This is a genomic window from Bradyrhizobium nanningense, from assembly GCF_004114535.1.
Classification (GTDB): domain Bacteria; phylum Pseudomonadota; class Alphaproteobacteria; order Rhizobiales; family Xanthobacteraceae; genus Bradyrhizobium; species Bradyrhizobium nanningense.
On record NZ_LBJC01000031.1, the window covers coordinates 63,715 to 78,604 of the forward strand.

The window sequence follows — 14,890 nt, forward strand, 5'->3', positions numbered from 1 at the left end:
CTCTTCAGATGAAGCCCTTTTCCAGATGCCGGCCGTGCACCGCGCTGTTCCTCATTGCAGTCATCAGCCTGTTCGGCACGCCTGTGCGCGCCGACGGCGAAGCCAAACTTCTGGCGCCGAGCGGGGCGCTGCGCGTCGGCGTCTATCCGGGCAGTCCGACCTCGATGGTCTCGGATGCGGCCGGCAAGCCGCACGGCCTCAGCTACGATCTCGGCGCCGAGCTGGCGAAGCAGCTCGGCGTCGGCGTCGATTATGTCAGGTTTCAGCGCGTCGCCGACATCGTCAGCGCGATCCATGACGGCAAGGTCGACTTCACCGTGACCAACGCCACGCCAGCCCGCGCAAGCGAAGTGAGCTTCAGCCAGCCCGTGCTGGCGATCGAGCTCGGCTTTCTCGTCCCGGCGAAGTCACCAATCGGCAAGATCGAGGATATCGACAAGCCGGGTGTGAAGATCGGCGTCACCAAAGGCTCGACCTCAGAGCGCACTCTTCCGACGAAGTTCAAGAACGCGACCATCGTCCCCGCCGAAAGCGTCAAGGCCGCCATCGGCATGTTCGGCCGCGGCGAGATCGATCTCTATGCGACCAACAAGCCGACACTGTTCGAGATGTCCGACCAGATGCCGGGCGCGCGGATTCTCGACGGCAATTGGGGCCTGGAGCACATGGCCATCGCGATTCCCAGGGGACGCGAGGATGCCCTTCCCCTGCTCAACCGCTTCGTGGCGGACGAGCAATCATCCGGCGCGCTCGACACGATCCAGCAGCAGGCGGGATTGCGCGGCGCGATCAAGGCCAAGCGCGAATAGGCCTTTCATTCACGGTAGCACGCGCGCCGGCGCACAGCGTGCCACGAAGCGTAGCGCGCGACTCGAGTACCGTAAGCGCGTATCGCAGCGAAACTTTAATTCCGGTTGCCGTAAATCAACGCAACAACATGGACAAAGCGTCATTTGTGTTTTGCACGGCTCTGCGCGAGCACGGTCTGGAGAACATCGAGGACGACGAATGAGCAAACCCGCATTGTTGAGACTTCATCGCTGGATTACTCTGGTCTTCGCCCTTCCCCTGCTCGCGATCATCGTCACCGGTCTGATCCTGTCCGTCGAGCCCCTCGTGCAAACGAGTGGCATTGGCGGTCCCGCGATCGAGGCCGGCCGTGTCGTCGAACTGATGAAGCGATACGATCCCGACGGCAAGGCGCGCGGGCTCTCCATCAACGCGGCCAGCCGGCGGATCACGCTGCAGGGCACCAACGTGCCGGCGATCGATCTTTCAAGCGGCGAAGCCGCCTCGACCGGTTCAACCCTGTCGGATGTCTTCCTCTGGGCGCGGTTCACGCATGAACGACTGATGGGGCAGGCCTGGCTGGTGACGGCATCCACGCTGGCCATGGTGATCATCCTGCTGCTCGGCATCGTCATGGGATTGCCGCGGCTGCGCAATACGCTCTCGGGATGGCATAAGGCAACCGCGTGGTTCACGCTGCCGCTGATCCTGCTCAGTCCATTGACCGGCCTTTGCATGGCGTTCGGCCTGACATTCCAGAGTGGAGCTCCTCCGGCCGCAACCGGCCGCCCTCTCGCCCTACCCGACGCGACACGCATGGTCGCGGCCTCGCATGAGCTGTCGCATGTGATCTCGATCGGTACGCGCGGCGGCCGCATGATGGCGAGACTTTATGACGGCGGCGAGCTGCGCGCTTATGCCGTCACGTCGTCGGAGGTCACAGCGCTGCCGCGCAACTGGCCGCGCCTGATCCACGAAGGAAACTGGTCGGCCCTGATCGCCTCGCCGCTCAATGTCGTAACGTCGATCGCGCTCTTGACGCTGCTGTCGACCGGCCTCCTGATCTGGGCGCGGCGAACTTTGCGCAAGCGGCGACCGCGCGCGGACGGGCCGGCCGGCGCGGCCGTGGTCGGCGCCGGCTGATCGCGCAGAGGGTCAATTGCGCGCGCTCGCCCGCACCTTCTCCGGTGCGACGCGCTGGAGGAGATCGCCATCGTCTTGGGCTGACGGGATCAGGATCGCGCGATCGCGCGGCAGCGCTTCCGGCATCTCGTCGCGAATGAAGGCCACGAGCCTTTCCCTGATCTCGCAGCGAAGGTCCCAGGATTGCGGCGCGTTTCGCGCGCTGACCAGCGCCCGCAGCTCGATGGTGCGGGAGTCCGCGTCGATTACCTGAAGATTGACCACCGCCCCATCCCACAGCTTGGACTGTTTCACCGCCTCCTCCAGCCAGCGCCGAATGCGCGGAACGTCGGCGCGATAGTCGACGTGGAGCGCGATCACGCCGATCAGGGATGCGGTGTCGCGGGTCCAGTTCTGGAACGGTTTTTCGATGAAATACGAGAGCGGCACCACCATGCGGCGCCAGTCCCAAAGCCGGATCACGACATAGGTCGCAGCGATATCCTCGACCCATCCCCACTCGTTCTCGATGATCACGGCGTCCTCGATGCGGATCGGCTGGGTGATCGCGATTTGCAAGCCCGCGATCAGGTTGCTCAGCAATGGCCGCGCGGCAAGACCGACGATGATACCGGCCGCGCCGGCGGAGGCGAACAGGCTGACGCCGTATTGCCTCACCGAATCGAACGTCATCAGCGCGGTCGACACCGTGATGATGACGATGATGGTGTCGGTGACGCGCTTGAACACGCGGACTTGTGTCACGTGCTTGCGCGCGACGAAATTCTCCGCGACGTCGCGGAAATTCTGCAGGTAGCGCGCCGCGCTCATGTCGACGATCCTGATCGATATCCAGCCGATCAGGGCGATGACGGCCACGACGAACAGGCGCATCAGCGGTGTGCGGATCGTGTCGTCGAGCGGCGCAAGCGGCAGCACCAATGCGACGGCCGCCAGGCACAGCGCCAGCTGGGCCGGGCCCGACGTGCGCTCGATGAACACGCCGAGGAGCGGAAGGCGGGTCCCAAAGGCGCGGGTAAGTAGCCATTTGGCGATCCGGTAAAGCGAAAGCGCAAGGAGCATTGCTCCCGCAACGAGGCTGAGACCGATGAACCATGACGGTATCCAACCGAACATCCTGTCGATGTCGGCCATCAAGGCCTGCCAATGCATCGCTATTCCCCACGTTGCTCTGCGGTAGCCGGCTCAACGTCTCTCGACCGGCTTCGCTCCCCCGCCCTGTGCAACGCAGCATTCCGTAGGTGCAAGTGTTGCCGAACTGGGCTAATTTAGGGAGCTCATGACTCGACGTAGCGGCAGCGCCGATCTTCCCTTGCACACCGGACGGGTTCCGCCGTGGCTGGCGAGCCGCATGGCCTCGCTCGGGTCGATCGTCACGCAGGCGATCGTGCATCATTACGGGCGCGACGCCTTTCTGCAGCGGCTGTCCCACCCGTTCTGGTTCCAGTCGTTCGGCGCCGTGATGGGAATGGACTGGCACTCCTCCGGCATCACGACCTCGGTGATCGGCGCGCTGAAACGCGGGCTGGGGCCGCTTCAGGACGAGCTCGGGATTTATGTCTGCGGTGGCAGAGGCCAGCATTCGCGCAAGACGCCGGACGAGCTGATGCAGCTCGGCGACCGCGTCGGATTCGACGGCGCGAAGCTGACCCGCGCCAGCCGCTTGGTGGCGAAAGTCGACAGCGCAGCCGTGCAGGACGGTTTCGATCTTTATCTCCACGGCTTCTTCGTCACCGCCGACGGCAAGTGGACGGTGGTGCAGCAGGGCATGAACGGCGACAAGCGCCAGGCCCGCCGCTACCACTGGCATTCCGAGACGTTGCAGAGCTTCGTCGATGCGCCGCACAGCGCGATTGACGGACCGCAACAGGGGGAGATCGTCAACCTCACCGACCATCGCGCCGATGTCTCACGCACAGCGCAGCTCGATCTGTTGGATGATCTCGGCCCCGATCGCATCGTCTTAGAATTCGAACGCCTCGTCGGGACTGTGTCCGAGCCGGCGCAGGCCATGCTGCCGCATCTGATCATGCCCGCGCATCACGATGTCAGGCCCAAGGACGTGTTCGCGCGCCGCCTGCACGGCACGCTCGCCGCAGCAGCCGAACGCGGCCCAGTTGATTTCCCGGAGCTCTTGCTGACGCCGGGCGTCGGTGCCCGTACCGTGCGCTCGCTGGCCATGGTCGCAGAGGTCGTTCATGGCGCGCCCTATCGCTTCGCCGACCCCGCGCGCTTCTCGCTCGCCCATGGCGGCAAGGACCGGCATCCCTATCCCGTGCCGATCAAGGTCTATGACGAGACCATCCGCGTGCTGAAGGGCGCGATCCAGAGCGCCAAGCTCGGGCGCGAGGAAGAGATGCAGGCGATGAAACGACTCGACGATCAGGCGCGGCGGCTGGAGCGGACCGCGCGCGGGCCTTCCGTGGAGAACTACATCGCCGGCGAGCGCGCCGCCTCGCCGGATCTCGACGGCCGCTCCGTGTTCGGCTGGGAGCGCGATCTTGCGGCAACAAAAAAGCGAACCGGCTGAACACCGGTCCGCGAGTTGGTCGGGAGGAACCCTCTCAGATCTCGTCGGCCTCCGGCTTCTCGTCGAGCCGGTTGGCTGAATGGTCCTGATATTGTTCGGTCTGGATGGTCTTGCCGTCCATGCCGCGAATGTCCGAATGCTGCTTCTTGTCGCGGTTGGACAGGACCATGTTGTCGCCGATCTTGTCCTTGGGGATCTCGGACAGGGCACCGGTGCCGGTGCCCTTGCCGTGCATGCCCGATCTGAAGTGCGTCTTGCTACCGTGCCCAGCTGGCATCGGTTTCTCCTGTTGCAGTGATCTCTTAGTGCTTTTGCTGCGCCGCTGTCGGTTTCGGCGGCTTGTGACCGCTCTGGCCGGGATCGTTGTGCTTGTTGTGGTCGCTCTCCTGGCTGAGGCCGCCGCGGCTCACCGGAAACTCGCTGTGGCGCGCCTCCTGCCGTGCGCGATGAACAGCGGCATCCTGGGCCCTGAGGCCTGACGCCTGATCCAGCTCTCGCGCATCGGGAGCGTTAGGCTTGCGCTCGAGAATGCGCACCTGCTGTTCGTGGGTCTTTCTGCCTTGCATGGGAATCTCCAATCTTCACCTGCCGCCGCCCTTGCCGGCCTCGTCGTGTGAGTGATGGGAGTCGTGCTCGCCTCCGCCACCCGAGACGCTGCTGTGGCTGCGCTGCGAATTGTCGGCGGGCGGCTTCTTCACCTCCAGAGGCGCCTTTGCATTCTCGTGCGAAGCGCCTGGTCCACCCTGACGGATGCTGTTGGGATCTTGGTGGATGTCGACATGGATGTCGCCCTCCTCAGCGATCTTGCTGATAGCCTTGATTGGTCGTGTTCTGCTTGATGTTGCCCTGCTGTCCCTGCTGGTCCGGGTTTTGCGCACGCTGCTGGCCGTGCGGCGTCTGATCAGCGGACATTTGCTTGCCGTCGCCGGTTCCCTTGCGGCTCTGATTTTGCGGCGGAACAGGTGGCATCTTGCTGGTCATGATCTTGTCTCCCGTTCAGACGTGATCTGCGACATCTGCGGCCATGGAACCGTCGGCGCGTCCGATGTGCCCGTGACAACAAGGACGAACGGCACACCGTTCCGGATTGATCCCGCTCGCCAAAGATTTTCCGCAGGGACGCCCGCTGGTGTCAATTCGCCGCGGTCAGGGAACGATCGATGCTTGCTTCGTTACGCGCACTCGTCCGTGTTCCGCGGCCCTCGGCCGTGACGGGAAGTTTCGCGATCGCACGCAAGCCTGGCCGCTTGCGCCAGCGGACCTCGGCGGGATCGACAGCCAAGCCAAGTCGTGGCCAGCGCACGAACAGCGCTTCCAGCGCGCAAGCCGCCTCGATGCGCGCGAGTTGATGGCCGAGGCAGAAATGGATTCCTGTCCCGAACGAGATGTGACGGTTCGGCTTGCGTTCGAGATCGAGGCTTTCGGGACGATCGTGCACCGCCGGATCCATGTTCGCGGCGGCGAGCATCACCATGACACGATCGCCCTTCTTCAAACGTACGCCATCGACCTCGACATCCCGCCGTACATAGCGCGGCTTGGAGAACTGCACCGGCGAGACGAAGCGCAGGAACTCCTCCACCGCAAGCCCGATACGGCTCCAGTCCTGCTCGAGCCAATCGCGCAAGTCCGGACTTCTGAGCAGCTCGTAGGCGGCACCACTGATGAGATGCGTGGTGGTCTCTGATCCCGCCGCGAGCAGCAGAAAGACCATCGAGACCATTTCATCCGGCGTGATTTGGCCGCCCTCGCGCTCAACCTGGATCAATTCGGCAATCAGGCCCTCGCCGCCCCGTTCGCGCGCGATCTGCAATTGGCGTTCGAGATAGGTGCGCATCTTGCGGAACGCGAATAGCAGTCGGAAGAAACTGACGACATTGGTCAGCGAGGACATCTCGTTGGCCCAGGCGATGAACCGCGGACGATCCGCCAACGGCAGGCCCAGGAGCTCGGAGATCACCGCGAGCGGGAGGATACGTGCGTAGCGCTGAACGAGATCGGCCGGACTTCCATTCGCGAACAGCTCGTCGGCGAGACCGTCGGCGATGACGCGGATGCGAGGCTCCATCGCCACGATCGCGCGGCGGCGAAAGGCTTCGTCCACGATGCTGCGCAGCCTGGTATGGTCAGGCTCGTCCATCGTCAGCATGTTGTTGGCGATGGTCCTGACGTATCGCGGCATCCACCAGCGCAGACCGGCGACGTCGCCATCTTCCTTGCGCAACGTGAAGGTCGAGCCGTCCTTCAGGACTTGCGCGGTGGCGTCATGGGTCGTGGTGATCCAGACGTCGCCGATCAGAGGGAAGCGCGTCGCGACCACGGGGCCGGACCTGCGCAACGTCGCAATGGCCTTGGGCGGATCGCGAAAGAAGGCCTCGCTAGTGAAATCGAGGCGCACGCTCATGGGATCACCGGACTGATTGCTGGCGTCTCACCCAGATGGTGCGGAGGGCGGCCGGTACAAGGGGGGGCTGCTCCTCGCCGGCTGCGAACGAAACGCGCTATCCACGTCCCGGCGAACGCTGGCCAGTCTTGCGCTGCTGCTGGGTGTAGGCGTCCCAATGGCTCCAACTGCCGTTGCTGAGGCTCTGCAGGTCAGTTGCGAGCGGACGGCGGGTGCGCTTGTCGTGATCGGCGATCACGCGCTCGGACTGCGCGATCTTGCGCTTGAGTTCCGCGATGGTCTTCTGGGTCTGGCCGTTCCGCTTCGACGAGGCGATCTCGCCCATCGTGAAGCGCGCGGTCTCCACCGCCTTCAACTCGGCGCGGTTCTTCTTCAACTGGACCCGGTGCCAGGCGATGTTGCTGTCGCTGTCCGCAACCATGTGGGAACTCCGCTGATTCGCTCCCACAGTGTATCAAGCGCCGAATCGGCGCCGCAACGCCCGCCCGAGGGCAAAAATACGGTCATTCTGCGGACTTAGCGCTCGGCGAAGGCCTTTTCGACCACGAACTGGGCCGGCTCGCCGTGATTGCCCTCGACGAAGCCTCGCTCGCCCAGGAGCACGCGGGTGTCCGCCACCAGCGCCGGGCTGCCACAAATCATGACGCGATCATGGGCGGCTTCCAGGGCCGGCAGGCCGATATCGGCGAACAGCTTGCCCGAGGTGATGAGGTCGGTGATGCGGCCCCGGTTACGGAAGGGATCGCGCGTCACGGTCGGATAGTAGATCAGCTGTTCGCGGATGTATTCACCGATCAGCTCGTCCTTCGGCAGCGTCTGTGTGATCATCTCGCCATAAGCGAGCTCCTTGACGTGCCGGCACCCGTGCAGCAGCACGACCTTCTCGAACCGCTCGTAGGTCTCGGGGTCCTTGATCACGCTCAGGAACGGCGCAAGGCCAGTGCCGGTGCCGATGAGGTAGAGGTTGCGCCCCTCCTCCAGATTGTCGATCACGAGCGTGCCGGTGGCCTTGCGGCTGACAATGATCTCATCGCCTTCCTTCAAGTGCTGGAGACGCGAGGTCAGCGGCCCGTCCGGCACCTTGATCGAGAAGAACTCCAGCGTGTCCTCGTAGTTGGCGCTGGCGACGCTGTAAGCCCGCAGCAGCGGCTTCTCGCCGACCTTGAGCCCGATCATGGTGAACTCGCCGTTGCGGAAGCGGAAGGTCGGGCTGCGGGTGGTCTTGAAGGAGAACAGCGTGTCGGTCCAGTGGTGGACGCTCAAAACGCTTTCCTGATTGAAATTGCTCATCTCACCTTCCCTGTCGCTTCCAATGCGGTTTTCGAGGCGGGCCAGCTATGCGTCGTTTGTACACGATCATTCGTATACTAATGAATAATCCTGCTTGATCCCGGGGTCAAGGCTGCCCAAGATCGAAAGCGTTGCAGTTAGGAATAAGGAGCCCCTTCCATGGCGCATGACGCACCCCAGGCCACCGGACCCTCGAAGCTCGTGATCCGGAATATCGGCCTGATCCTGTCCGGCGCTTTGGAAAAGCCGATCCTGGACGGCGACACCATCGTCGCCGAGAACGGCAAGATCACCGCGATCGGCCGCTTCAAGGACGTCGACATCGAAGGCGCGACCACCATCGTCGACGCCCAGGGCACCACGGTGGCGCCGGGCCTGATCGACAGTCACGTCCACCCCGTCGCCGGCGACTGGACGCCGCGCCAGAACCAGACCAACTGGATCGACAGCTACCTCCATGGCGGCGTCACCACCATGATCTCCGCGGGCGAAGTGCACATGCCAGGCCGCCCCCGCGACGTGGTCGGCCTGAAGGCGATGGCCGTGTTCGCCCAGCGCGCGTTCTGGACCCTGCGCCCCGGCGGCGTGAAGGTGCATGCCGGCGCGCCGGTGATCGAATGCGAGATGGTCGAGGAAGACTTCAAGGAGATGGCCGCCAACGGCGTCAAGCTGCTCGGTGAGGTCGGCCTCGGCGGCGTCAAGGACGGCCCGACCGCGCGCAAGATGGTGGGCTGGGCGCGCAAATACGGCATCCAAAGCACGATTCACACTGGCGGCCCCTCGATCCCCGGCTCCGGCCTGATCGACAAGGACGTGGTGCTGGAAGCCGACACCGACGTGGTCGGCCACATCAACGGCGGGCACACCGCGCTGCCCGACGACCAGATCCGCTGCATCTGCGAGGGCTGCAAGCGCGGGCTCGAGCTCGTGCACAACGGCAATGAACGTTCGGCCCTGTTCACGCTGCGCACCGCGCGCGAGATGGGCGATCTGCACCGCGTCATCCTCGGCACCGACGCGCCGGCCGGCTCCGGCGTGCAGCCGCTCGGCATCCTGCGCATGGTCTCGATGTTGTCCTCGCTCGGCGAGCTGCCGGCGGAGATCGCGTTTTGTCTGGCCACCGGCAACACCGCGCGGATGCGGCAGCTCGATTGCGGCCTGATCGAAGTCGGCCGCTCCGCCGACTTCGTCATCATGGACAAGGCGCAGCACTCGCCCGGCAAGAACATCCTGGAGAGCGTCCAGCTCGGCGACCTCCCCGGCATCGGCATGACCATCATCGACGGCATCGTGCGCACCCAGCGCAGCCGCAACACCCCGCCGGCGGGGAAAGTGCCGGAAGTGGTGGCGAAGTAAACCACGGAAACAGTGCCGTAGGGTGGGCAAAGGCGCGAAGTGCCGTGCCCACCATCCTCAATTTGAGGAAGAATCGTGGGCACGCTTCGCTTTGCCCACCCTACGGCACTGTCGCTACCGCAGCTTATTCAACAGCGCCATCAACGTCTCGCGCTCCTTGGCGTCGAGCGGCGCCAGGGTCTCGCGGGTAATGGCGAGCGCATTGGGCGCGAGCTTTTCCGCCAGCTGCTGGCCAGCGCGCGTCAGGCTCACAAGCAGACGCCGTCCGTCCCCGGGGTCCTGACTGGTCTCGGTCAGGCCACGCGCTGTCAGGCGGTCGATCACGCCCTTGATGGTCGCGACATCCATCGCCGTCAGCCGGCCGAGCTGGTTCTGCGAGCACGGACCGGTCTCGGCGAGCTTCGACAGCGCCGCCCATTGCGTCGGGGTCAGATTGGTGCCGATGTCGCGGGAGAAGATCGAGCTGTGGCGCTGCCAGACCTGACGCAGGATGAAGCCGACCTGCTCGTCGAGCACGTAAGGCGGTTTTCCCGGTTTGATGCTCTTCTTCGCCGTGACGCTTCTCGCCATCCGCTCGCAGCCCTTCCCTTTGCCCTTACAACGACAGATGCGCGTCGCGGATGTCGGGACGCGCGTCGAGCTCGGCCATGGTGCCGCCGAAGCAGATGCGGCCGCGCTCGATGATGTAGGCGCGGTCGGAGATCAGCCGCGCGAAATGCAGATTCTGCTCGGAGACGACGATGCTGACGCCCTCCTTCTTCATGGTCAGGATGGCATCGACCATCTGCTCCACGATCTTCGGCGACAGGCCTTCCGAGGGCTCGTCGAGCAGCACCAGCGAGGGATTGCCCATCAGCGTGCGGGCAATCGTCAGCATCTGCTGCTCGCCACCGCTCATGCGGCCGCCGGGACGGTTCTTCATCTCACCGAGATTGGGAAACAGCGCGAACAGCTTCTCGCGGGTCCAGTGCGGCGCGTTCGGACGCTTCGGCTGGCGGCCGACTTCGAGATTCTCCTCCACCGTCAGGTCGGTGAAGATGCGCCGTTCCTCCGGCACATAGCCGAGCCCTTCGCGCACGATCTCATGGGTCGGACGCAGCGAGACGTCCTTGCCCTCGAACACAATGCGGCCCGAGCGCTGCGCGACGAGACCGACGATCGAGCGGAACGTGGTCGACTTGCCGGCGCCGTTGCGGCCGAGCAGCGCCACCACCTCGCCCTCCCCGACCTCGAAGCCGATGTCGAACAGGATATGCGCCGGGCCGTAGTGGCTGTTGAGGTCTTGCACCGCCAGCTTCATGCTGAGGCTCCCTCACGATGGCGGGCGTCGTAGACGAGACCCTCGCCGAGATAGACCGCCTGCACTTGCGGATTGCCGCGCACCTCCGCCGGCGAGCCCTCGGCAATCAGCGCGCCGCGGTTGAGCACGATGATGCGGTCGGCATGCTCGAACACCACGTCCATGTCGTGCTCGGTGAAGAGCACGCCGATCGATTTTTCCCGCGCGATTCGAGCCGTGAGCCGCATCAGATCGACACGCTCGCGCGGCGCCATGCCGGCGGTCGGCTCGTCCATCAGCAAGAGCTTCGGCTGGTTGGCGAGCGCCACCGCAAGCTCGAGCCGCTTCAGGTCGCCATAGGCAAGCTCGCCGCAGGGGCGATCCGCATAACCGCCCATGCCGACCAGTTCGAGCAGACGGCCGGCTTCGTCGCGGTCGAACTTGGGTGCCGAACCGAACAGACTGAACAGCTGCTTCCCGTAGGAGATCAGCGCAACCTGCACGTTCTCGCGCACGGTCATGGTGGCGAAGGTCGCGGTGATCTGGAAGGTGCGCCCGACGCCGAGCCGCCAAACCTCGCGCGGCTTTCTGCCGGTGATCCCTTCGCCGAGCAGGCGAACATGGCCGGTATCAGGCTGGTTCTGGCCATTGAGCATGTCGAAGCAGGTGCTTTTTCCCGCGCCGTTCGGCCCGATCAGCGCCAGGATTTCGCCGGCCCGCAGCGAGAACGACACCCCGCGCACGGCGTGGATGCCGCCATAGGATTTGGTCAGACCTTCGACCGCGAGAAGTGGGGGTGCAACGCTCATTCGGCGGACTCGATCGGCTTGGCAAGCAGGGGAGATCCCGGCGGCGATGACTTCCGGCGGCGCTGCGCCAACGTTTCCAGCATGCCGACGATGCCCTTGGGGAAGACGACGACGATCAGCACGATGAAGCCGCCGAGCACGAGCTTCGACAGATCGGTCTGGCTGACCAGCCAGATGTTCAGAGCCTTGTAGACGATGGCGCCGATCACCGCGCCCGACACCGTCTCGACGCCGCCGAGCAGCACCATGACCAGCGCATCGACTGACAGCGAGATGCCGAGATTGTCGGGGAAGACGCTGCCCTTCAGATACGCGAACAGCGCACCGCCGATGCCGGCGGTCGTGCCGGCGATCACGAAAGCCGTCCACTGGATGCGCTTGGCGTTGATGCCGATCGCTTCGCTGCGCAGCAGCGAGTCGCGCGTGGCACGAAGCGCATAGCCGAACGGCGAGAACACCATGGCGCGCAGCGCGATGGTCACCAGCGCCGCAACGCCGAGCGCCAGCCAATAGAAATGCGACGGGCTCGCCGCCCACTTTTCCGGCCAGACGCCCAATATGCCGTTGTCGCCGCCGGTGACGCTCACCCATTGGAACGCGATCGACCAGACAATCTGGGCGAAGGCCAGCGTCAGCATCGCAAAGTAGACACCGGAGAGCTGCACGGCGAAGAAGCCGAACACGGCAGCGCCCATGCAGCCGAGCAGCGGACCGAGCAGCAGACAGACGATCATCGGCAGCCCCGCCATCTTGGCGAGGAACGCAACGCCGTACGCACCGAGGCCAAAATAGGCGGCGTGGCCGAAGGACGCGAGCCCGCCGACCGACATCAGGAAGTGCAGGCTGACGGCGAAGATCACGAAGATCGCGATCTCCGAGCCAACGGTCAGCGCGTAGTTGCCGGCAAACAGCGGCAGCGTCGCCGCGATGACCAGCGCCGCAAGTGCGGCCAGCCGCTCATTGGACGTCAACGGCCGCCACGGATTGACGGTGAGCCCCGGCGTCTTGCGCGCGGGCGCCTCCGGCTTGCCGAACAGACCCCAGGGCCGCACGATCAGCACCGCCGCCATCACGAGGAAGACCAGGATGATGGAGATTTTCGGGAAGATCAGGATGCCGAAGGCATTGAGCTCGGAGACCAGCACCGCGGCAACGAAGGCGCCGATGATGCTGCCGAGGCCGCCGATCACGACCACGACGAAGACCTCGACGATGATGCGCAGGTCCATCGCGTGGTGAACGGCGTCACGCGGGATCTGGAGCGCGCCGCCGAGGGCGGCCAGGAAGACGCCGACCGCGAACACCGATGTGAACAGCCATTTCTGATTGACGCCGAGCGCTGCGACCATGTCGCGGTCCTGCGTCGCGGCCCGTACCAGGACGCCCCAGCGCGTGCGCTGAAACAGCAGCCAGAGGATGCCGAGCACGACCGGTCCGAGCACGATCAGGAACAGATCGTAGCTCGGGATGTTCTGGCCGAAGAAATCGATGGCGCCCTTGAAGCCAGGAGCCCGGCGGCCGACAAGATCGTCGGGCCCCCAGATCAGCACGACAAGATCCTCGACCATCAAGGTCAGGCCAAAGGTCGCGAGCAGCTGGAACAATTCGGGCGCATGGTAGATCCGGCGGAGCAGCACCATTTCGACGATGACGCCGATCAGCGCCACGGCGAGCGCCGCCAGCACGATGCCGCCCCAGAAGCCGAAGGCCCCCGACAGGCGCTCGGTCAGCGTGAAGGCAATATACGCGCCGATCATGTAGAAAGCGCCATGCGCGAAATTCACGATCCGCGTCACGCCGAAGATGATCGACAGGCCCGAGGCCACCAGGAACAGCGACGCCGCGCTGGCGAGACCGGTCAGAAACTGTACGACGTAAAAGGCCATCGGCGGTCCGGGTTGGGTGTTGCATCTCATCCCGTGCGGGGAGAGAGAGCTTCGTAGGGTGGGTTAGCCCTGCAGATGCGCGAAGCGCATCTGCTCGGCGTAACCCACCTCCTCTGGTTCTGCGGATGCAGACCGTGGTGGGTTACGCCTTCGGCTAACCCACCCTACGGCAGCGGAGTTCAATCCTTCGGCCGCAGCTTTCCGACTTCCGCGTCGCTCGGCAGGTAGTCCGCGCCCTTCTTGTAGGACGAATCCACCATCACGCCCTTGCCGTCCTTCAGCGCGGTCTTGCCGACGAAGGCACCGAGTGTCGATTGGTGATCGATCTTGCGGAAGGTGATCTCCCCGAACGGCGACGGCACGGAGAGGCCTTCTGCCGCAGCGATCAGCTTCTCCGGATCGCTCGAGCCGGCCTTCGCCAGGATCGCAGCCGCCGACTTGATGGTCTGGTAGCCGACGATCGAGCCAAGACGCGGATAGTCGTTATACTTGGCCTGGTAGGCCTTCAGGAACGCGTCATGCTCGGGCGTCTTGATCGAGTACCAGGGGTAACCGGTGACGATCCAGCCCTCGGGCGTCTCGTCCTTGAGCGGATCGAGATATTCGGGCTCGCCGGTCAGGAACGAGACGACCTCACGGCCCTTGAACAGGCCGCGGGTGTTGCCCTCACGCACGAGCTTGACGAGATCGGCGCCGAAAGTGACGTTGAGGATCGCTTCGGGATTGGCGGCGGCAACCGCCTGCACCACCGGGCCCGCATCGATCTTGCCCTGCGGCGGCCATTGCTCGTCGACCCACTGGATGTCCGGACGCTTCTCCGACATCAGCTTCTTGAACACCGCGACCGCCGACTGGCCGTATTCATAGTTCGGCGCGATCGTCGCCCAGCGCTTGGCGGGCAGCTTGGCGGCAGCCTCGACCAGCATCGCCGCCTGCATGTAGTTGGAGGGGCGCAGGCGGAAGGTGTATTTGTTGCCCTTGGACCAGGTGACGGCATCCGTCAGCGGCTCGGCCGCGAGGAAGAACACCTTCTTCTGGTTAGCGAAGTCGCTGACAGCAAGGCCGATATTGGACAGGAACGTGCCCGCGAGCATCGCAACCCCTTCGCTCGACACCAGCTCGTTGGCCGCTGTCTGCGCGTCCGCCGGCTTGCCGCCGTCGTCCTTGGAGATGACCACGAGCTTCTTGCCATTGATGCCGCCGGCCGCGTTGACCTCCTCGACCGCGAGCTGCCAGCCCTTGCGGTACGGGTCGGTGAAGGCCGGCAGCAGCGAGTAGCTGTTGATCTCACCGATCTTGATGTCCTGCGCCATCGCCGAATGAGCCATGCCGCCCGCCAGAAGCGCGAAGGCCGCTCCCACAAAAGTGTTTCTCGCTCGCATCCCAACCTCCAGTTTTGAACTC

16 protein-coding genes and 1 pseudogene are annotated in these 14,890 nt (G+C 64.5%); 4 read left to right on the forward strand and 13 right to left on the reverse strand.

Translation table 11 applies throughout. The annotated features are described in order from the left end of the window. The first annotated feature begins 8 nt into the window (after positions 1-8). Both XH84_RS26350 and XH84_RS26355 read left to right on the forward strand, forming a co-directional pair. Positions 9-809, forward strand: coding sequence for an ABC transporter substrate-binding protein (locus XH84_RS26350; protein WP_128922398.1), 801 nt, complete (start codon positions 9-11; stop codon positions 807-809). A 199-nt stretch (positions 810-1,008) separates the two neighbouring features. Then, positions 1,009-1,932 carry a PepSY-associated TM helix domain-containing protein gene (locus XH84_RS26355; RefSeq protein ID WP_128922399.1) on the forward strand — a complete coding sequence of 308 codons (924 nt, stop codon included), beginning with the start codon at positions 1,009-1,011 and terminating at the stop codon, positions 1,930-1,932. A gap of 12 nt (positions 1,933-1,944) precedes the next feature. On the opposite strand, the gene XH84_RS26360 is transcribed toward XH84_RS26355, so the two are convergent. Beyond that, positions 1,945-3,084: a mechanosensitive ion channel family protein gene (locus tag XH84_RS26360; protein WP_128922400.1), complete on the reverse strand. Its 1,140-nt coding sequence runs from the start codon at positions 3,082-3,084 to the stop codon at positions 1,945-1,947. A gap of 127 nt (positions 3,085-3,211) precedes the next feature. Between XH84_RS26360 and XH84_RS26365 the strand changes: the two genes are divergently transcribed. Then, positions 3,212-4,462: a DUF763 domain-containing protein gene (locus XH84_RS26365; protein WP_128922401.1), complete on the forward strand. Its 1,251-nt coding sequence runs from the start codon at positions 3,212-3,214 to the stop codon at positions 4,460-4,462. A 34-nt stretch (positions 4,463-4,496) separates the two neighbouring features. Here the strand turns inward: XH84_RS26365 and XH84_RS26370 are convergent, their stop codons facing one another. The 7 genes and pseudogenes from XH84_RS26370 to XH84_RS26400 form a co-directional block, all read right to left on the reverse strand. Beyond that, positions 4,497-4,739: a hypothetical protein gene (locus XH84_RS26370; RefSeq protein ID WP_128922402.1), complete on the reverse strand. Its 243-nt coding sequence runs from the start codon at positions 4,737-4,739 to the stop codon at positions 4,497-4,499. A gap of 25 nt (positions 4,740-4,764) precedes the next feature. Continuing rightward, positions 4,765-5,028: a hypothetical protein gene (locus XH84_RS26375; protein ID WP_128922403.1), complete on the reverse strand. Its 264-nt coding sequence runs from the start codon at positions 5,026-5,028 to the stop codon at positions 4,765-4,767. Between the two features lie 15 nt (positions 5,029-5,043). Then, a pseudogene (locus XH84_RS26380) lies at positions 5,044-5,243 on the reverse strand (hypothetical protein). Between the two features lie 14 nt (positions 5,244-5,257). Next, on the reverse strand, positions 5,258-5,443 hold the full coding sequence (locus XH84_RS26385; RefSeq protein ID WP_128922404.1) for a hypothetical protein: 186 nt from the start codon (positions 5,441-5,443) through the stop codon (positions 5,258-5,260). Between the two features lie 151 nt (positions 5,444-5,594). Beyond that, the gene (locus XH84_RS26390; RefSeq protein WP_128922405.1) at positions 5,595-6,866 is read right to left on the reverse strand and encodes a cytochrome P450; all 1,272 of its coding nucleotides are present in this window, start codon (positions 6,864-6,866) and stop codon (positions 5,595-5,597) included. Positions 6,867-6,963: 97 nt separating this feature from the next. Continuing rightward, positions 6,964-7,287 (reverse strand): hypothetical protein, encoded by a 324-nt coding sequence (locus tag XH84_RS26395; protein ID WP_128922406.1) that lies wholly within the window; start codon positions 7,285-7,287, stop codon positions 6,964-6,966. A 95-nt stretch (positions 7,288-7,382) separates the two neighbouring features. Further along, entirely contained in the window at positions 7,383-8,156 is a 774-nt protein-coding gene (locus XH84_RS26400) for a ferredoxin--NADP reductase (protein ID WP_128922407.1), read from the reverse strand. 159 nt (positions 8,157-8,315) lie between these two features. On the opposite strand from XH84_RS26400, the gene XH84_RS26405 reads away from it, so the two are divergent. Beyond that, the gene (locus XH84_RS26405; RefSeq protein WP_128922408.1) at positions 8,316-9,512 is read left to right on the forward strand and encodes an amidohydrolase family protein; all 1,197 of its coding nucleotides are present in this window, start codon (positions 8,316-8,318) and stop codon (positions 9,510-9,512) included. A 114-nt stretch (positions 9,513-9,626) separates the two neighbouring features. On the opposite strand, the gene XH84_RS26410 is transcribed toward XH84_RS26405, so the two are convergent. From XH84_RS26410 to XH84_RS26430, 5 genes are all read right to left on the reverse strand, one after another. Beyond that, complete coding sequence (locus tag XH84_RS26410) at positions 9,627-10,082, reverse strand: MarR family winged helix-turn-helix transcriptional regulator (RefSeq protein ID WP_128922409.1); 456 nt, start codon at positions 10,080-10,082, stop codon at positions 9,627-9,629. 25 nt (positions 10,083-10,107) lie between these two features. Beyond that, on the reverse strand, positions 10,108-10,812 hold the full coding sequence (locus XH84_RS26415) for an ABC transporter ATP-binding protein (RefSeq protein ID WP_128922410.1): 705 nt from the start codon (positions 10,810-10,812) through the stop codon (positions 10,108-10,110). Next, positions 10,809-11,600: an ABC transporter ATP-binding protein gene (locus XH84_RS26420; protein ID WP_128922411.1), complete on the reverse strand. Its 792-nt coding sequence runs from the start codon at positions 11,598-11,600 to the stop codon at positions 10,809-10,811. Before XH84_RS26420 ends, XH84_RS26415 begins: the two co-directional genes overlap by 4 nt. Continuing rightward, positions 11,597-13,486, reverse strand: a complete 1,890-nt coding sequence (locus tag XH84_RS26425; protein ID WP_128922412.1) for an ABC transporter permease — start codon at positions 13,484-13,486, stop codon at positions 11,597-11,599. Before XH84_RS26425 ends, XH84_RS26420 begins: the two co-directional genes overlap by 4 nt. Positions 13,487-13,665: 179 nt before the next feature. Further along, the gene (locus XH84_RS26430) at positions 13,666-14,868 is read right to left on the reverse strand and encodes an ABC transporter substrate-binding protein (RefSeq protein ID WP_128922413.1); all 1,203 of its coding nucleotides are present in this window, start codon (positions 14,866-14,868) and stop codon (positions 13,666-13,668) included. Positions 14,869-14,890 lie beyond the last annotated feature (22 nt).

Coding starts and splice junctions, on each gene's coding strand:
- XH84_RS26350 (WP_128922398.1), top strand. CDS start 9: ATGAAGCCCTTTTCCAGATGCCGGCCGTGCACCGCGCTGTTCCTCATT.
- XH84_RS26385 (WP_128922404.1), bottom strand. CDS start 5,443: ATGACCAGCAAGATGCCACCTGTTCCGCCGCAAAATCAGAGCCGCAAG.
- XH84_RS26375 (WP_128922403.1), bottom strand. CDS start 5,028: ATGCAAGGCAGAAAGACCCACGAACAGCAGGTGCGCATTCTCGAGCGC.
- XH84_RS26355 (WP_128922399.1), top strand. CDS start 1,009: ATGAGCAAACCCGCATTGTTGAGACTTCATCGCTGGATTACTCTGGTC.
- XH84_RS26390 (WP_128922405.1), bottom strand. CDS start 6,866: ATGAGCGTGCGCCTCGATTTCACTAGCGAGGCCTTCTTTCGCGATCCG.
- XH84_RS26420 (WP_128922411.1), bottom strand. CDS start 11,600: ATGAGCGTTGCACCCCCACTTCTCGCGGTCGAAGGTCTGACCAAATCC.
- XH84_RS26425 (WP_128922412.1), bottom strand. CDS start 13,486: ATGGCCTTTTACGTCGTACAGTTTCTGACCGGTCTCGCCAGCGCGGCG.
- XH84_RS26395 (WP_128922406.1), bottom strand. CDS start 7,287: ATGGTTGCGGACAGCGACAGCAACATCGCCTGGCACCGGGTCCAGTTG.
- XH84_RS26405 (WP_128922408.1), top strand. CDS start 8,316: ATGGCGCATGACGCACCCCAGGCCACCGGACCCTCGAAGCTCGTGATC.
- XH84_RS26360 (WP_128922400.1), bottom strand. CDS start 3,084: ATGCATTGGCAGGCCTTGATGGCCGACATCGACAGGATGTTCGGTTGG.
- XH84_RS26365 (WP_128922401.1), top strand. CDS start 3,212: ATGACTCGACGTAGCGGCAGCGCCGATCTTCCCTTGCACACCGGACGG.
- XH84_RS26415 (WP_128922410.1), bottom strand. CDS start 10,812: ATGAAGCTGGCGGTGCAAGACCTCAACAGCCACTACGGCCCGGCGCAT.
- XH84_RS26400 (WP_128922407.1), bottom strand. CDS start 8,156: ATGAGCAATTTCAATCAGGAAAGCGTTTTGAGCGTCCACCACTGGACC.
- XH84_RS26430 (WP_128922413.1), bottom strand. CDS start 14,868: ATGCGAGCGAGAAACACTTTTGTGGGAGCGGCCTTCGCGCTTCTGGCG.
- XH84_RS26370 (WP_128922402.1), bottom strand. CDS start 4,739: ATGCCAGCTGGGCACGGTAGCAAGACGCACTTCAGATCGGGCATGCAC.
- XH84_RS26410 (WP_128922409.1), bottom strand. CDS start 10,082: ATGGCGAGAAGCGTCACGGCGAAGAAGAGCATCAAACCGGGAAAACCG.